This is a genomic window from Nostoc sp. ChiVER01 (genome assembly GCF_034531155.1).
Lineage (GTDB): Bacteria > Cyanobacteriota > Cyanobacteriia > Cyanobacteriales > Nostocaceae > Nostoc.
In genome coordinates this window covers 30634-46498 of record NZ_JAVRBS010000026.1, presented here as the reverse complement: position 1 = coordinate 46498, position 15865 = coordinate 30634, and the positions used below count along the sequence as shown (strand labels likewise).

At 41.2% G+C, this 15865-nt stretch carries 11 protein-coding genes; 5 read left to right on the top strand and 6 right to left on the bottom strand.

The window, feature by feature from the left end:
* The first annotated feature begins 52 nt into the window (after positions 1–52).
* Both RMY00_RS27215 and crtO read left to right on the top strand, forming a co-directional pair.
* Complete coding sequence (locus tag RMY00_RS27215; RefSeq protein WP_322650524.1) at positions 53–808, top strand: DUF2993 domain-containing protein; 756 nt, start codon at positions 53–55, stop codon at positions 806–808.
* Between the two features lie 104 nt (positions 809–912).
* On the top strand, positions 913–2607 hold the full coding sequence (gene crtO, locus RMY00_RS27210; RefSeq protein WP_322650523.1) for a beta-carotene ketolase CrtO: 1695 nt from the start codon (positions 913–915) through the stop codon (positions 2605–2607).
* Between the two features lie 141 nt (positions 2608–2748).
* Here crtO and RMY00_RS27205 read toward each other — a convergent pair whose 3' ends face one another.
* A complete protein-coding gene (locus tag RMY00_RS27205) occupies positions 2749–3276 on the bottom strand; it encodes an AbfB domain-containing protein (RefSeq protein WP_322650522.1) in 528 nt (175 codons plus the stop codon).
* Between the two features lie 881 nt (positions 3277–4157).
* Here RMY00_RS27205 and RMY00_RS27200 point away from each other — a divergent pair.
* Positions 4158–4901, top strand: coding sequence for a tetratricopeptide repeat protein (locus RMY00_RS27200; RefSeq protein ID WP_322650521.1), 744 nt, complete (start codon positions 4158–4160; stop codon positions 4899–4901).
* 78 nt (positions 4902–4979) lie between these two features.
* The gene (locus RMY00_RS27195; protein ID WP_322650520.1) at positions 4980–5891 is read left to right on the top strand and encodes an NAD(P)-dependent oxidoreductase; all 912 of its coding nucleotides are present in this window, start codon (positions 4980–4982) and stop codon (positions 5889–5891) included.
* A 14-nt stretch (positions 5892–5905) separates the two neighbouring features.
* Here the strand turns inward: RMY00_RS27195 and gcvP are convergent, their stop codons facing one another.
* The 3 genes from gcvP to gcvT form a co-directional block, all read right to left on the bottom strand.
* Positions 5906–8821 (bottom strand): aminomethyl-transferring glycine dehydrogenase, encoded by a 2916-nt coding sequence (gene gcvP / locus RMY00_RS27190; protein WP_322650519.1) that lies wholly within the window; start codon positions 8819–8821, stop codon positions 5906–5908.
* Between the two features lie 287 nt (positions 8822–9108).
* The gene (gene gcvH, locus RMY00_RS27185) at positions 9109–9498 is read right to left on the bottom strand and encodes a glycine cleavage system protein GcvH (RefSeq protein WP_100899443.1); all 390 of its coding nucleotides are present in this window, start codon (positions 9496–9498) and stop codon (positions 9109–9111) included.
* A gap of 129 nt (positions 9499–9627) precedes the next feature.
* Entirely contained in the window at positions 9628–10764 is a 1137-nt protein-coding gene (gene gcvT, locus RMY00_RS27180; RefSeq protein WP_322650577.1) for a glycine cleavage system aminomethyltransferase GcvT, read from the bottom strand.
* Positions 10765–11047: 283 nt separating this feature from the next.
* Here gcvT and RMY00_RS27175 point away from each other — a divergent pair, with 283 nt between their 5' ends.
* Positions 11048–11545, top strand: coding sequence for a pentapeptide repeat-containing protein (locus RMY00_RS27175; RefSeq protein WP_322650518.1), 498 nt, complete (start codon positions 11048–11050; stop codon positions 11543–11545).
* A 105-nt stretch (positions 11546–11650) separates the two neighbouring features.
* Here RMY00_RS27175 and RMY00_RS27170 read toward each other — a convergent pair whose 3' ends face one another.
* Complete coding sequence (locus RMY00_RS27170) at positions 11651–13543, bottom strand: tetratricopeptide repeat protein (RefSeq protein ID WP_322650517.1); 1893 nt, start codon at positions 13541–13543, stop codon at positions 11651–11653.
* 519 nt (positions 13544–14062) lie between these two features.
* Positions 14063–15733, bottom strand: coding sequence for an ABC transporter ATP-binding protein (locus RMY00_RS27165; RefSeq protein WP_322650516.1), 1671 nt, complete (start codon positions 15731–15733; stop codon positions 14063–14065).
* Between the last annotated feature and the right edge of the window lie 132 nt (positions 15734–15865).

Here is a 15865-nt window from a genome sequence, read left to right as displayed (position 1 = left end):
GGATCTAGCCTTTACAGTAAATAGTAGAGGATATTTAGGAGATCATTAATTTATGCCTGATGAGCATCGGTTGGAAGAACAATTTCTATCGCAAGAAGCTGAAAGAAGAATATCTGAAAAGCTAGATGACGTAGAAAAAATTGAAATAGATGTACAAACCGATCTGTTGAAAATAGTTCAGGGTGAGGCGGATGGAGTTACGGTTGCAGGAAAAGGATTAGTAATCCAAGAAGATATTCGCGTACAAGAAATAAAACTGCAAACAGAAAGTATTAATATCAATCCTTTAAGTGCTATTTTTGGTCAAATAGAACTCAATAAGCCAGTAAATGCCATTGCTCGGATTATACTCGCAGAAGTAGATATGAACCGCACCTTGGCATCAGACTTTGTTCGCAGCAAGATGCAAGATTTTGATTTGGATGTAGATGGTAGAATTGTGAGTTTTGAGGCGCAAAAAATTGAAATATTTTTACCTGGTGATGGCAAAATAGAATGTAGAGGAAGAGTGCTGTTAAAGGAAAAGGGAAATACTCGCCCTTTGGCTTACACTGCGATCGCCCGCCCACGCACTAGTTCACAACCTGCGATGCTAGAGAGTTTTAACTGTACTGAGGGAGGGGGAATTTCCATCGAAGTAGTTACAGCTTTAATGCAAAAAGCCAAAGAATGGATGAATATACCATATTTTAAATGGGAAGATATGGTGTTTCATATTAAAGATATAAAAGTAGAAACTGGTAGTTTAGTGCTTCTCGTAGAAACTCAAATGAGGCAAATACCATCATCAGAAATATTATCTCCTTAGTAATATAGGCAGTAGTTAAAAATAATTTTTGCTACTGAAGGATGATGTAAAAGTAGTAAAATGTTTCTACTATTTAGAAAGCTACTTATTTCTAAATTTAAACTATGCAAGAGTATGATGTTGTGCTAATTGGTGCTGGACACAATGGGTTAGTTTGTGCAGCTTATTTGCTGAAAGCTGGTTATAGCGTCCTGTTACTAGAAAAGCGTTCTGTTCCAGGTGGTGCAGCAACAACTGAAGAATGTTTACCACAAGAGGCTCCTGGATTTAAATTTAACTTGTGTGCTATTGACCATGAATTTATTCACTTAGGGCCAGTAGTTGAAGAATTAGAACTAGAAAAATACGGCTTGCATTATTTGGAGTGCGATCCAGTTGTTTTCTGTCCTCATCCTGATGGTAAGTATTTCTTAGCACATAAATCGCTAGAAAAAACTTGTGCAGAAATCGCTCGTTATAATGAACGTGATGCTAAAAAATACGCAGAATTTGTAGATTATTGGCAACGAGCGATCGGTGCAATGATTCCGATGTTTAATGCACCGCCAAAGTCAATTATAGATATTGTTGGCAACTACGATATCAAAAAATTCAAAGATTTATTTTCGGTTATTGGTTCGCCAAACAAAACGCTGGACTTTATTCGCACCATGCTAACCAGTGCCGAGGATTTACTTAACGAGTGGTTTGATGAGGAATTTTTAAAAGCGCCATTAGCCAGACTTGCAGCAGAACTTGGTGCGCCGCCATCGCAAAAAACTCTTGCCATTGGTGCAATTATGATGGCGATGCGTCACAACCCAGGAATGGCCAGACCACGCGGCGGAACTGGCGCACTTGTGCAAGCTTTGGTGAATTTAGTCACAAGCAAAGGTGGCGTTATTCTCACAGACCAGCATGTTGAAAAAGTTTTAATTGATGATGGAAAAGCCGTTGGTGTCCGAGTGGCTGGCGGTAAAGAATATCGCGCTAAATACGGGGTTATTTCTAATATCGATGCCAAGCGGTTATTTTTACAAATGACTGATAAAAGTGATATCGATGGAGCCGACCCAGATTTATGGGAAAGATTAGAACGCCGCATCGTTAACAACAACGAAACTATCCTCAAGATAGACTTAGCTTTGGACGAACCACTGCGCTTTCCATACCACGCTCATAAAGACGAATATCTCGTTGGTTCTATCTTGATTGCCGATTCCGTGGCTCATGTCGAACAGGCTCATAGTAAATGTACCTTGGGAGAAATTCCTGATGCTGACCCATCAATGTATGTGGTGATGCCTAGCTACTTAGATCCCACATTAGCACCACCAGGTAAGCACACCGTATGGATTGAGTTTTTTGCTCCTTATCAAATTGCCGGTGCAGAAGGTACTGGTTTAAAAGGGACTGGTTGGACAGATGAATTGAAAAACAAAGTTGCAGATAAAGTGGTTGATAAGTTGGCAGACTATGCACCAAATGTCAAAGATGCAACTATCGCTCGTCGTGTAGAAAGTCCAGCAGAACTAGGAGAAAGATTAGGTGCGTACAAAGGGAATTATTACCATGTTGACATGACCCTGGATCAGATGATATTTTTCCGTCCCTTACCAGAAATAGCCAACTACAAAACGCCAATTGATAATCTATTTTTGACTGGTGCAGGGACTCATCCAGGTGGTTCCATTTCGGGAATGCCAGGACGCAATTGTGCCCGCGCATTTTTGCAGGCAAAACATCCCATTAGCCAAACTTTGAAGGATGCAAGAGATTCGATTAAGTCAACTGTCGAGTCGGTGTTTGGAATTAGTTAAGCTTGCACAGCCAGAGTATATTATCACCAAAGCATACATCTGTTTTTGCAAAAGTTAAAAACAGACGTATGCTTTGAGACGATATTTACCACAATTACTGGCTGAGGATGCTGCTATTTTCTACGTCTATAGCTACCCTGGCTAGGGAATGAACGGTGCTACTAGTGTAAAAGTGGCATCGTTGAAAAACACACTATCAGTGCTATACGGGTCAATATATAGCTTAAAGTTTTTGTGGCGTATATAGTAAGTAGGGAAATTATATGACTGAAAAGAAACGTTTGTTAAACTTGCTAAACCTGGTTTTATACAAAACGTTGCATCATTTTTGAACAGCGTAGTATTGTCATTAAGAGCTAATACAATTGTAAAATTCTGATGTCTTAAGTAGTATCCTGGAAAATTTGAGGATTCAAATGAAACACAGTTAGAAGACGCTAACCCCGATCTAACTGTAAATCTTGCGTCTGCTCTGTCTAAAGAACTTGAAATGGGGCTAATTTCGCCAAGGAAATTGCGATGACGAACATAGAAGGTAGGAAAATTAAATGCTCGTATTGAAACAGTAGGTTCAACAGGAGTTGATTGTGCGATCGCAGGATTAATTGATGCAGAAATAGATATAGGAAGCGCTGATAGGGTTAGTGCTAATGCAAAAAAGGTTTTCATAGTTACGATCCTTTAAATGCCATTTGCAACAATGCTCTTATTTGAAATTTAGTCTTACTACAGCTTTGTGTGCGTAAAATTGTCACGTTTTTCAATGCAGACGAGCGCAATGTAAACGCAAAGCAACGCAGAGTTTTAACTAATTTCATTTATTAGGAATAATTAATTAAATTATTATACTTAGTTCCAAGATTTTGGAAATTAGTTATAAATCTTTATATAACCTATCTTAATATTAAGGCTTTGTAGAATGAAACTACTCTTATTAGTCGCTGCATCAAAACTGATTTAAATTAAACTTTAAGAAAGTAAATGTTATGTAAAAATCTGTTTATATTAAAGTTAGAGTCTTAATAAAGTTTCAGAATTGAATGGGACTAAGATAATTTGAAACGCTTATATTAGTAGCAATTTGAGCTTAAGCCTTAAGTCTTGTTAATTGAGATGGTAGCTTGATTTACACTGTGCTGTACTAATAAGATCACACTGTTATTAATAATACCACAAAAATGCGATGTCTACAACGGGCTACGCCTACGCAACGTAAATATAGTAATCCTATTTGATTCGCTTTACACCGAAAGGCTTAGATCCCCGACTTAATTCAACAAGTCGGGGATCTTTTTGTTCGTAACTCCTACACAGATTGCGATAGCAACACAAATGATTGTTTTTTGAGTGAAACAGACCCTAAATAATTGCTTTATGTGTATTTAATATGATAATGTAACATACACTTGAGCTTAACTAGCTTATATGCATTATCAACAAAGCTATTTCTTAGAATATAAGGAAATTAATGGGTAAAAAGTAGTGTATTTTGATAATACTCAGAAAACAAACAGTCTTTAACATTATCTTATAAGTTTTGTAGGTACAGCATGGTTTTTCGGCACTGCTTGGTTGCATCTAGCTTGATAGGTTTCTTCGCATTTGGTTGTAGTGGTGGGGCAAACTCATCAACAGAAAATACTACAAAAGTTGTGCAAGAAAGTAATGTAACCCAGCTTTTTATAGAAGCGAAGGCTACTCAAAAAGTAGAAGATTTCTTTCATCAAGGGAATAATTTATTAGATGGACACCGTTACGAAGATGCAATAAAAGCTTATGACAAAGCGATCGCCATCAAAGTTGAAAGTCCTGAAGCTTGGATTAACCGTGGCATAGCTTTAACATCGTTGCAACGTTACCAAGACGCGATCGCATCTTACGACCAAGCGATCGCTATCCAACCCAACAAAGATGAAGCCTGGTATAATCGTGGCATAGCCTTAACATCGTTGCAACGCTACCAAGACGCGATAGCATCTTACGACAAAGCGATCGCCATTCAACCCGGCAAATATGAAGCCTTAATTAACCGAGGCATTGCTCTAACAAAACTCCATCGCTACCAAGATGCGATCGCGTCTTATAATAAAGCGATCGCCATAAAGCCGGATTTGCACCAAGCATATTACAATAAAGCTTGCTCTTATGCTTTACAAAACAATCTCGAATTAGCAATTGAGAACCTAGATAAAGCAATCCAGTTTGTTCCTGATAAATACAAGAAGTTAGCAAAAACTGACCCAGACTTTAGAAAAGTGCGTAGTGAAAAGCAGTTTCAGGAATTAGTGCAATAGGATTTTATAACCACCATTCAGTGTAAAATAGAAGCTTGCTATAACAAAGATTTTTTCTTGAGCGGTTTACGATTAGACATGAAAAAATTGTTAATCACCGGAGCAAGTGGTTTTTTAGGATGGCATATTTGCAAGCTTGCAAAACAAGAATGGGAGATTTATGGTACTTATTTATCCCATCCTTTAGAGATTCCTGGCATAAAAATGTTAAAAGCAAACTTAACAAATTTTCAGGAATTGCAGCGCATCTTTAGTCATATAAAACCAACAGCAGTGGTTCATACTGCCGCACAATCAAAACCAAATTTTTGTCAAACCCACCCTGAAGAATCGCACGCAATTAACGTTATAGCATCCTGCAATATTGCCGGACTTTGCGCGGATGATTCTATTCCTTGTGCTTTTACCTCAACCGATTTGGTTTTTGATGGTTTAAATGCTCCATATAGAGAAACAGATGCCGTGTGCCCTGTGAATCTTTACGGTGAGCAAAAAGTCATGGCAGAAGTAGGTATGCTAGAAAGATATCCCATGACAGCAGTGTGTCGGATGCCGTTAATGTTTGGTGCAGAAACACCCACAGCAAACAGCTTTATTCAGCCATTTATTGAGACTTTACAAGCAGAAAAAGAACTAAATTTATTTATTGATGAATTTCGCACTCCAGTGAGTGGAACAACTGCCGCCAAAGGACTTTTATTAGCATTGGAAAAAGTTAACGGCATCATTCATTTAGGTGGAAAAGAGCGAATTTCACGTTATGATTTTGGAAAAATATTAGTTGAGGTATTTCAACTTCCCGCCATCGGTCTTAAATCCTGCCGTCAACAAGATGTGAAAATGGCAGCGCCTAGACCAGCAGATGTTTCTTTGGATAGTTCCAAAGCATTCGCATTGGGGTATCAGCCTTTATCTTTACGAGAAGAATTAGAAGAGTTAGGAATTAAAACTCCTAACTCTTGTACAGACGCAATTAATCGCGTCTCCTAACTCCTCACTTAATTTTAATAAGCATCCATTGGCAAACAAGAACAAACAAAATTCCTATCACCAAAGGCTGCATCAATGCGACCAACAGCCGGCCAGAATTTATACTCACGAGTCCAAGGCGCAGGATAAGCAGCTTGTTCACGAGAATAGGGATGATGCCATTCGCTGGTGATGAGACTTTCAGCAGTATGGGGTGCGTTCTTCAAAACATTATCTTGAGCATCCACCTTACCTGATTCTATTTCGGCGATTTCTTGGCGAATAGAAATCAACGCATCACAAAAACGATCTAACTCTTGTTTAGATTCACTTTCTGTAGGTTCCACCATGATTGTACCCCCTACAGGCCAGGAGACAGTCGGCGCATGGAAACCGTAGTCTATAAGACGCTTGGCAACATCATCAATTTCGATCGCAGCTGATTTTTTGAGCGATCGTAAATCTAAAATACATTCATGGGCAACTAGACCATTTTTCCCCTGATACAAAACCGGATAGTACGATTCCAGTCTCTTAGCGATGTAGTTAGCATTGAGAATCGCCACCTTAGTTGCTTCGGTTAAACCATCTGCGCCCATCATGGCAATGTACATCCAAGAAATCACCAAGATACTAGCACTACCCCAAGGTGCAGCCGCCACAGCACCAATACGTTGGGAATTAGAAATTTCTTCCCCAGTCCCTACCACAGGATGTCCAGGGAGAAAAGGCACAAGATGAGAGGCTATCCCAATGGGCCCCATACCAGGGCCACCGCCACCATGAGGAATACAGAAGGTTTTATGCAAGTTTAAATGGCAGACATCCGCGCCAATATCTCCAGGACGGCAAATCCCTACTTGAGCGTTCATATTTGCCCCATCCATGTAAACTTGCCCACCGTGACTATGGACAACAGCGCAGATTTCCTGAATTGGCTCCTCAAAAACACCATGAGTTGAGGGATATGTCACCATTAAGGCGGCTAGTTCATTACTGTGTTTTTCTGCCTTACTCTTCAGGTCATCAACGTCAATATTACCTTGTGAGTCACAGGCAACTGCCACCACCTTCATCCCGCACATCACCGCACTGGCTGGATTTGTCCCATGTGCCGAAGTGGGAATCAAACAAACATTACGGTGTGCTTCACCCCGGCTTTCGTGATACTGGCGAATTACTAAAAGTCCCGTGTATTCACCCTGAGAACCAGCATTTGGTTGTAGAGAAATACCAGCAAACCCGGTAATTTCAGCTAACCATGCCTCAAGTTGCTCAAACAACATTTGATAACCCTGTGTTTGCGACACAGGTGCAAACGGGTGAATCTTGCCAAATTCTTCCCAACTTACCGGAATCATCTCAGCTGTCGCATTCAACTTCATTGTGCATGACCCCAAAGGAATCATTGATGTTGTTAGCGACAAATCCTTGCTTTCTAGCTTGTGCAAATAGCGCAACAACTCAGTTTCTGAGTGATAGCGGTTAAAAACTGGGTGGGTGAGATATCTACTTGTGCGGCACAGGGAGAGATGGGGAACAGAGGGAGAAGTTAATTCTTCTAGGGTAAAAGGTAAATCATCTGTACCAGCGAAAATATGCCAGAGGTCAATTAAGTCTTCTGGTGTAGTGGTTTCATCCAGTGAGATACCAACAGCAGTTGTATCAAAAACCCGCAGGTTAATTTGAAGTTGTTCAGCAGTTGTCAGAATATTTTTTAAATTGTGTGTTCCCAATTCTACTCGCAGCGTATCAAAGAAAGATTCGGAAACAACCTTGTAACCCAAACGCTTCAGTCCTTGTGCCAACAACACCGTTAATGAGTGGATGGTTTCAGCAATTTGTTTCAGTCCATCTGGGCCATGATAGACGGCGTACATACTCGCCATTACCGCCAGTAGCACCTGTGCTGTACAAATATTACTAGTAGCTTTTTCACGGCGGATGTGCTGTTCGCGAGTTTGCAAGGCAAGACGCAATGCAGGCTTACCTTGAGCATCTTTTGAGACTCCCACAATTCGCCCTGGAACCAGCCGCTTATACTCTTCCTTCGTAGCAAAGTATGCCGCGTGAGGCCCCCCAAACCCCAATGGAATACCGAACCTCTGAGTGCTACCCACAGCAATATCAGCGCCAAATTCCCCAGGAGGGGTCAGCAAAGTTAAACTTAAAGGATCTGCTGCTACCGTCACCAATGCACCCTTAGCATGGGCTTTTTCTATAAAAGCGCGGTAGTCGTAAATAGTCCCATCACTAGCGGGGTATTGCAGAACAGCCCCAAAAATTGGTTGATCAAAATCAAATGTTTGATGATCGCCAACAACAATCTTAATCCCTAATGGTTTAGCGCGTGTTTGCAACACGTCGATAGTTTGGGGATGACAGTCACCAGAGACGAAATAGGCATTTGCCTGATTTTTACAAACACCATAGCTTAGGCTCATCGCTTCAGCTGCTGCTGTGGCTTCATCAAGTAAGGAAGCATTAGCGATTTCCAAACCTGTTAAGTCGATAATTAGGGTTTGGAAATTTAGCAATGCTTCTAGTCGCCCTTGGGCAATTTCTGGCTGATAAGGAGTGTAGGCAGTATACCAACCGGGGTTTTCTAGGATATTACGCCCAATCACAGGTGGGGTAATAGTGTCGTAATATCCCATACCGATGTATGAACGGAAAACCTGATTTTTGGCAGCAACTTCTTTTAATGATGTCTGTGCTGCATACTCACTTTCAGCTTCTGGTAACTTTAACGGTTGCTTCAGCCGAATTGCCTGCGGGACTGTTTGGTTGATTAGAGCATCCAGGCTAGGAAACCCCAAAACCTTAAGCATAAGCTGGATATCATCGGAGTTAGGGCCAATGTGTCTTGGCACAAAACTACTTAACTTTTGACTTTTTTCGTCCAGCACTTGCTGCTCATTAGACTTGAGAATAGGGGCGTTCAATACCACAAATTACTCTCCAGATGGTACTATTTCATATTTTGCAATAAATACTCATGAGAAGTAGGTGTAACTTTTCAATTCATCTAAATTTCATGACTTATCTTTGGGTGGGCAGTGGAAAGAGGGAGGGGGCAGGGAGCAGGGAGCAAGGGGGATAGAAAAGAATGAGGATTCAACCCATGTTCCCCCCTTCATTCCACGGCAGATAAAAGAGGCAAGGGAGCAGAGAGCGGGAAGAATTGGGGAGAAAAGATATTTGCAGTTTTTCCCCCTGCCCCCTGCCCCTTGACTCCCTACTCCCCTTCTACTTGTGCGCGATACTCATCGGCGGTCAAAGCATCCTCAACTTCATCAGGGTCATTGACGCGCACTTTCAAAAACCACCCTTCTCCGTAAGGGTCTTCTGACACGTCTTCAGGAGAATTAATTAAAGCTTCATTGCGTTCTATAACTGTGCCTGTCACTGGTGAATTCAATTCTTCAACGGCTTTTACTGATTCAATTGTGCCAAAGTTTTCTCCCCTAGTAAGAGCGTCACCAATTTCTGGCAGTTCTAAAAAGACGATATCGCCCAATTCATGTACAGCAAATTCAGTAATACCAATGGTGGCAATTTCACCATCTATTCGCACGTATTCATGAGAATCCAGGTATCTGAAATCTTGAGGATATTCAAAAGACATATCACTTCCTCTCCCTTATCAAAAAAATTATTGCCCCAACAGTCATCCAAGCCATATTTAGTAATGAACCTTACTGTATGTACATTGACTAACTCACAACACATTATTCCTCAAAAACCTCGACGCTTATCAGTTGGCGACACGATTTTTTGACCGAAAAAAGGGACGTTTAACTACAACTCCTGGGTAAGCTTTGCCGCGAATTTCGACTTCTAGCTGTTGACCGATGGTTGCTAATTGAGTAGGAACATAAGCTAAGGCAATAGGATAACCAAGTGTAGGCGATAGAGTACCACTGGTAACTTCTCCCACAACTTTACCTACTGATAACACTTGATAGCCGTGACGGGCAATGTTGCGTCCTTGGGTTTGCAAACCCACTAATCGGCGCTGCACTCCAATGGCTTTTTGCTGTGCTAAAATTTCCCGACCAATAAATTCGCCTTTGGTATCTAGGTGAACTAGCCACCCCAAACCTGCTTCTAAAGGTGTGGTGGTGTCATCGATATCTTGTCCGTAAAGTGCCATCGCCGCTTCTAGCCGCAGAGTGTCTCTCGCACCGAGTCCACATGGGATAACACCAGCATTATGGAGACTTAACCACAATTCTACCCCTACATCCGGGTCTACCATCACCTCAAAGCCATCTTCTCCGGTGTAACCTGTGCGGGCCAGGAAGGCAGGTTTCCCTAGTAGGGTTGCTTCTAAATGTCCGAAGGCTTTAATTGGTTGTAAGTCTTCTTGCACTAAGGGTTGGAGGTATTTAATCGCTTTTGGCCCTTGCACGGCAATTAAGGCTTTATCTGGTGAAAGGTCTTGGAATTGCACTTTATCCAGGTCAAGGTGTTGCAATAGCCATGCTTTATCTTTAGCAGAGGTTGCTGCATTGACGATGATGAATGCCTTCTGTATACCAATAGTGTCTTCACCTTGGTAATAAACAATGATATCGTCAATAATTCCAGCTTGGGGATTTAACAATACGGTGTATTGTGCTTGACCAGGTTGCAATCGACTCAAGTCTGAAGGCACTAGAGGCTGGAGTTGGGAAATGAGGTTTTTACCTTGGAGGGTAAATTTGCCCATGTGAGAAATATCAAACATTCCGGCTGTATTTCTTACAGCCTCGTGCTCGCGGCTAATGCCACTAAATTGCACAGGCATTTCCCAACCGCCAAAGCTGGTAAAGCGTGCTTTAAGTTCTAAACCCAGTTGATATAAAGGGGTTCGCGCCAGAGATTGGGCGTTGTCTTCTTGATTAGCCACAGGTAATTTTGCGTAGATGCGGAGCAACTTGCCATTAGGCATCGCACCTCAACATTTATAATCCTACGAGATGCTTTCTGGTTTGACAGTCTTATGTATTGAATTTGGGCATTGGGCATGGGAAAGAGGATTTAGGGACAAGGAGAATTGGAAACAAGGGGAAAGACTTGTTGGAAGTTCTAAACTTTTGTCACCTTGTCCCCTCTGCTCCCCACTCCCTTGTCCCCTTCCATAAGCTTTAATAGTTAATGGTGCAAGTGTTGAGATTTATTAAGAAGACATTATGAAATATTGGCGACTGTTAGCTAACTTTGTCTTAGCGATGGTTCTTTTTTGCTTTCCCCTATCGGCGCAAGCTGCAAGTTCCTCCAGTATTACCCGTTCTGTAGGTAATGATGAACTCAAGGGCAAGGATTACTCTGGTCAAAGTTTAGTTGGTACTGAGTTTACCAATCTCAAATTAGAGAATGCTAATTTTAGCAGTGCTGACTTACGTGGTGTCGTGTTTAACGGTACTGTGCTGGAGGGAGTAAATCTGCATGGTGCTGATTTTAGTGAAGGTATAGCCTATTTAACACAGTTTAAGGATGCTGATTTAAGTAATGCTGTATTGACTGATGCAATGATGCTGCGTTCTATTTTTGATGATGTAAATGTCACAGGTGCTGATTTTACAAATGCAATTTTAGATGGGACGCAAGTGAAGAAACTTTGTGTTAAGGCAAGTGGTGTTAATTCTAAAACTGGTGTAGATACTCGCCAGTCTTTAGGGTGTAAGTAGAATTTATCCCCTTCTTCGCTGGGGGGAGGGGGATATTTTTTTTACGAATTACTAATTACGAATTAGGCGCAGCGATGTCTAACGACAAGCCGCTTTGCGTCTACGCTAGTGATATGCTTCTCTTAAAAAGCTGGCATAATTTGCCCGAATCGTCATAGTAGTAGGATGACTTACACCTAAAGTTTGTTCACAAATTTTCAAAGCTTGCTCAAATAAAGGTTTGGCTTTCCTGTACCGTCTTGTATTACGGTAGAGTGCTGCGAGATTGTTCAGACTAATGGCGACATCAGGATGATTGTCTCCCAGCAGGCGTCTGCTCATTTCTAAAGCTTCTTGATATAAGGGTTCGGCTTTGGTGTGGCGTTCTGTAGATTCGTAGAGTTGTGCTAAATTATTCAGACTAGTAGCGACATCAAGATGGTTCTCTCCCAGCAAGCGTTTTCTCAGTTCTAAAGCTTTTTTAAGCAAGGGTTCAGCTTTGCTGTAGCGTCCTGTATAACAGTACAATGCCGCTAAATTGTTCAAGGTTGTAGCCACATGGGGATGTTCTTCTCCCACTAGGCGTTTCCACAGTTTCAAAGCTTGCTGATACAAAGGTTCGGCTTGGTTATAGCGTCCTATAGATTCATAGAGTAATGCTAAATAGCTTAGGATAGTGGCGACATCGGTATGTTCTTCTCCTAGCAGGCGTTTCCTCAGTTTTAAAGCTTGGTGATACAGAGGTTCGGCTTCGCTATAACGTCCTATAGAATCGTACAGTTGTGCTAAATTATTCAGGCTAGTGGCAACATCAAGATGGTTCTCTCCTAGCAGACGTTTTCTAAGTTTTAAAGCTTGCTGATACAAAGGTTCAGCTTCGCTGTAACGTCCTGTAGATTTGTAAAATCCGGCTAAATTGTTCAAACTAGCAGCAACATCGGTATGTTCTAAACCAAGACGATTTTGAGTCAACTCTACACACTTTTGCAACCAAGATTCTGCTTGCTGATAAAGTCCTTGACCTTGATAAAACCAAGACAATTTAGTAAAAAGAGTGATTAGATTTTCATCCCCTACATACTGGGATAGGTGGGTTGCAACTTTTATAATGTGCGGGATATGTGGAGTGAGGTTGAGAATATCTTCATGGTTAGGCTGTTGCGGAATTAGCTTTGCTACTTCTAACATCATCCCTGCAAAATTAGTTTTTGCTTCATCCGCCTTATTTGACTTATCCAACTTCATTTGAAAAAGTTGCCGAATCAGGGGATTGAGATGATAAATTCCTTTAGTTTTCTGTTGTAACAAATGCAATTCTAGCAAATCAGCTATGGCTTTGCGCCAAAGTTCTTGTTTTTTGTTATCTTCTACCGTCTCAAGAGATAAGGGAATGTCAGCTAAAGCACACAAACTTAGCAAACAGCCAAAACTTTGTGCATTTTCATCCAACTCTTCCCAACTTAATTCAAAAGCTTCAGCTACACCGTATTCATAAGCCATCAATGAGTTAGCATTGACTACTGATTCATGTTCCACTCGTTTTTTCTCTAGCCGCTTCAGCAGTGTTTCCAAAGATAAATCTGGCATTTTATCCAGATATCGCCCTACTAACTCTAGCGCTAAAGGCAAATATCCTAAAAATTTACAAATTCTTCTCGCAACCCAAGGTTCTTGTTGCAGTCTTTCTTGAATCACCAGCGTTTTTAATAATTTCATCGCCGCCGATGGTTTGAGGACATCCAATTCGTTATTATATTTTGCTCTCAGGTAGGTTTCTAAGGTTTCTAGTTTGTTTTCATTGTTAGAAATAGCTAACTCAGGATAACTCTGAGCGAACTTTTCATATATCTCACCCATCAATTTTCTGAAAGCAGCAATATCAACGTTTAATTCGCTGATAAGTTTAGCTTCACTTTTACCTAAATTCTCATTATTATAATACTTTAGAAAAGCTGCTGTTTGCTCTAGAGATAAGCTATGGGTAGCAGCTTCTTTGGCTAGAAAATTAGCCCATTGCATAAACAGTTTATGAAGTTTATTTTTAATTCTACTTTGTCTCTATTTGGAAATCTCCTCTCTTTAGGTTAAAAATACCATTTGTATAAGTTAAGTTGGTGCAATAAGACTAAACTATGTGAAGAAAGATAAACTAGATTAAAACCCGATACGCTTGGGTTAAGGCTAAGACTCTTTATCAAAGTCAAATTTTTTTACGTAGACGCATTAGCGTAGTCTTTCCAAGAGTTGGGGCCGCAGGCTACCGCAGAGGCACAGAGAAGCCAGTGCGCCCTTGCGGGTTCCCCGACTTAAAGCAACTGGCGCGGAACAGAGAGAAGAAAAAAATGCCTAACCCAAGCTTATTGGATTAAAACTCTCTTCCCTCCAGCAAGAACTGCCTTATCCCAAGGACAAATTTTTATACCGACCTACTTAGAAACATTCAAAGGCAGTGCTTGCGGTTAGACATCGCCACTTGAGCCTCTGAACCTACAGAGACGCGATAAATCGCATCTTTATAAGAGTTAGGAGTTTGTTTGATTAAGCGCGTGCTAGTAAGGGGGCAGCAGCTAGTAAGGTTTTGGTATAAGGGTGCTGAGGATTAGCAAAAATGGTTTTTGTCAGACCAAGTTCGACAATTTTACCGCCATTCATCACGGCAATACGATCGCACAAAAATCGAGCTAACCAAAGATCGTGAGTAATAAACAGATAAGTTAACTCAAATTCTTCTTTTAATTGCAACATCAAATCCAGCACTTGCGATTGCACGCTAGCGTCTAGCATACTTACTGGTTCATCGCAGATCAAAAGTTTAGGGTGAGTAATCAAAGCACGAGCGATCGCAACTCTTTGCTGTTGTCCCCCAGATAAATCTGATGGATAACGCTCATAATATACTTCTGGGGGCGTTAACCCAACTTTCTCTAGCATCCACAAAACCTGTTCTTTTGCCTTAACGGGATCGGCTAAATTGTGGATAAATAAAGGATCGGCAATACTTTGTCCCACTGTCATCGCTGGATTAAGACAAGCATGAGGATCTTGAAAAACCATTTGGATTTGTCGCCGTGAGGAGCGAATTTCTTGACGCGACAGTTTAGTTAAATCTTGTCCTAAAAACTCAACTTTGCCACTAGTAGGACGAATTAGTTGCAAGATTGTTCGTGATAGCGTACTTTTACCACAACCTGATTCCCCAACTAAGCCAAGAATTTCTCCGGGATAAATATCTAGGTTGATACCATCTACTGCTTTAATCGTCTGGGTTTGTGTCTTAAACAGTCGTTCAATAAAGTTAGGTTCTATGGTGTAGTGTTGCTTGAGTTCACTGACGCTCAAAATTGGGGATTGTTTATTAACAATGGGTAATTGCTTTTCTGAGTCATTGGCAATTATCAATTCTCCGTCGTCATTTACTGCTTGAATATGTAAAGCTGCTTTTAAGAGCGATCGCGTATATTCATGTTGAGGGTGTCTAAATACGGTTTCTGTAGAACCCATTTCCACCATTTTGCCGTCATACATCACGCCAATGCGATCGCAATACTCAGCCACCATTGCTAAATCGTGAGAAATCAGCAATAATCCCATGTTTTCTTCACCGCACAGACGAGTTAATTCTTTTAATATCTGTGCGGAAACGGTGACATCTAAACTGGTAGTAGGTTCATCGGCAACAATTAACTTGGGGTTGAGGAGTAAAGCTAAAGCGATCGCTACCCGTTGGCGCATTCCACCGCTAAACTCGTGGGGATACTGATTCCAGCGACTAGCTGGAATATTCACCTTTGCTAAGGTAGCAAGTGCTTTTTCTTTGGCTTCGCGGGTTGATAATTCTGGTGAGTGTGCCTGAAGGGTTTCGATACAATGCTTACCAATCGTCATTAACGGATCGAGGCGTGTCATGGGATCTTGAAAAATTAAGGCGATCGTTTCTCCCCGAAATTTCCGCAACTGGTTAGGCATCAAGTCAAACACCGACTGTCCTTGAAATGTCACCTGTCCCTCAATCCGACTAGAGGCTGGTAGTAAACGCATTACTGCCCGTCCTATAGTTGACTTACCACAACCCGACTCTCCCACCAATCCCATTCTTTCACCTGGTTGCAAGGTGAAAGATACATCATCAACCGCCCAGCTTGCTTCTTCTCCACTCCGTGCAGGATAGGCAACTCGCAGATTTTCGATACAGAATAAGGCTTCACTCATAGTTTAGTTATCAGCCCTGAGCTACCAGTTTTTATAATTTTAAATTTAAGATAGTCTATCAGATTAGTATTAAACCTCTGTTATGCAAATATATTTATTGTCTTAGCGTAGGCATAGGCTCTCCAAGAGAAA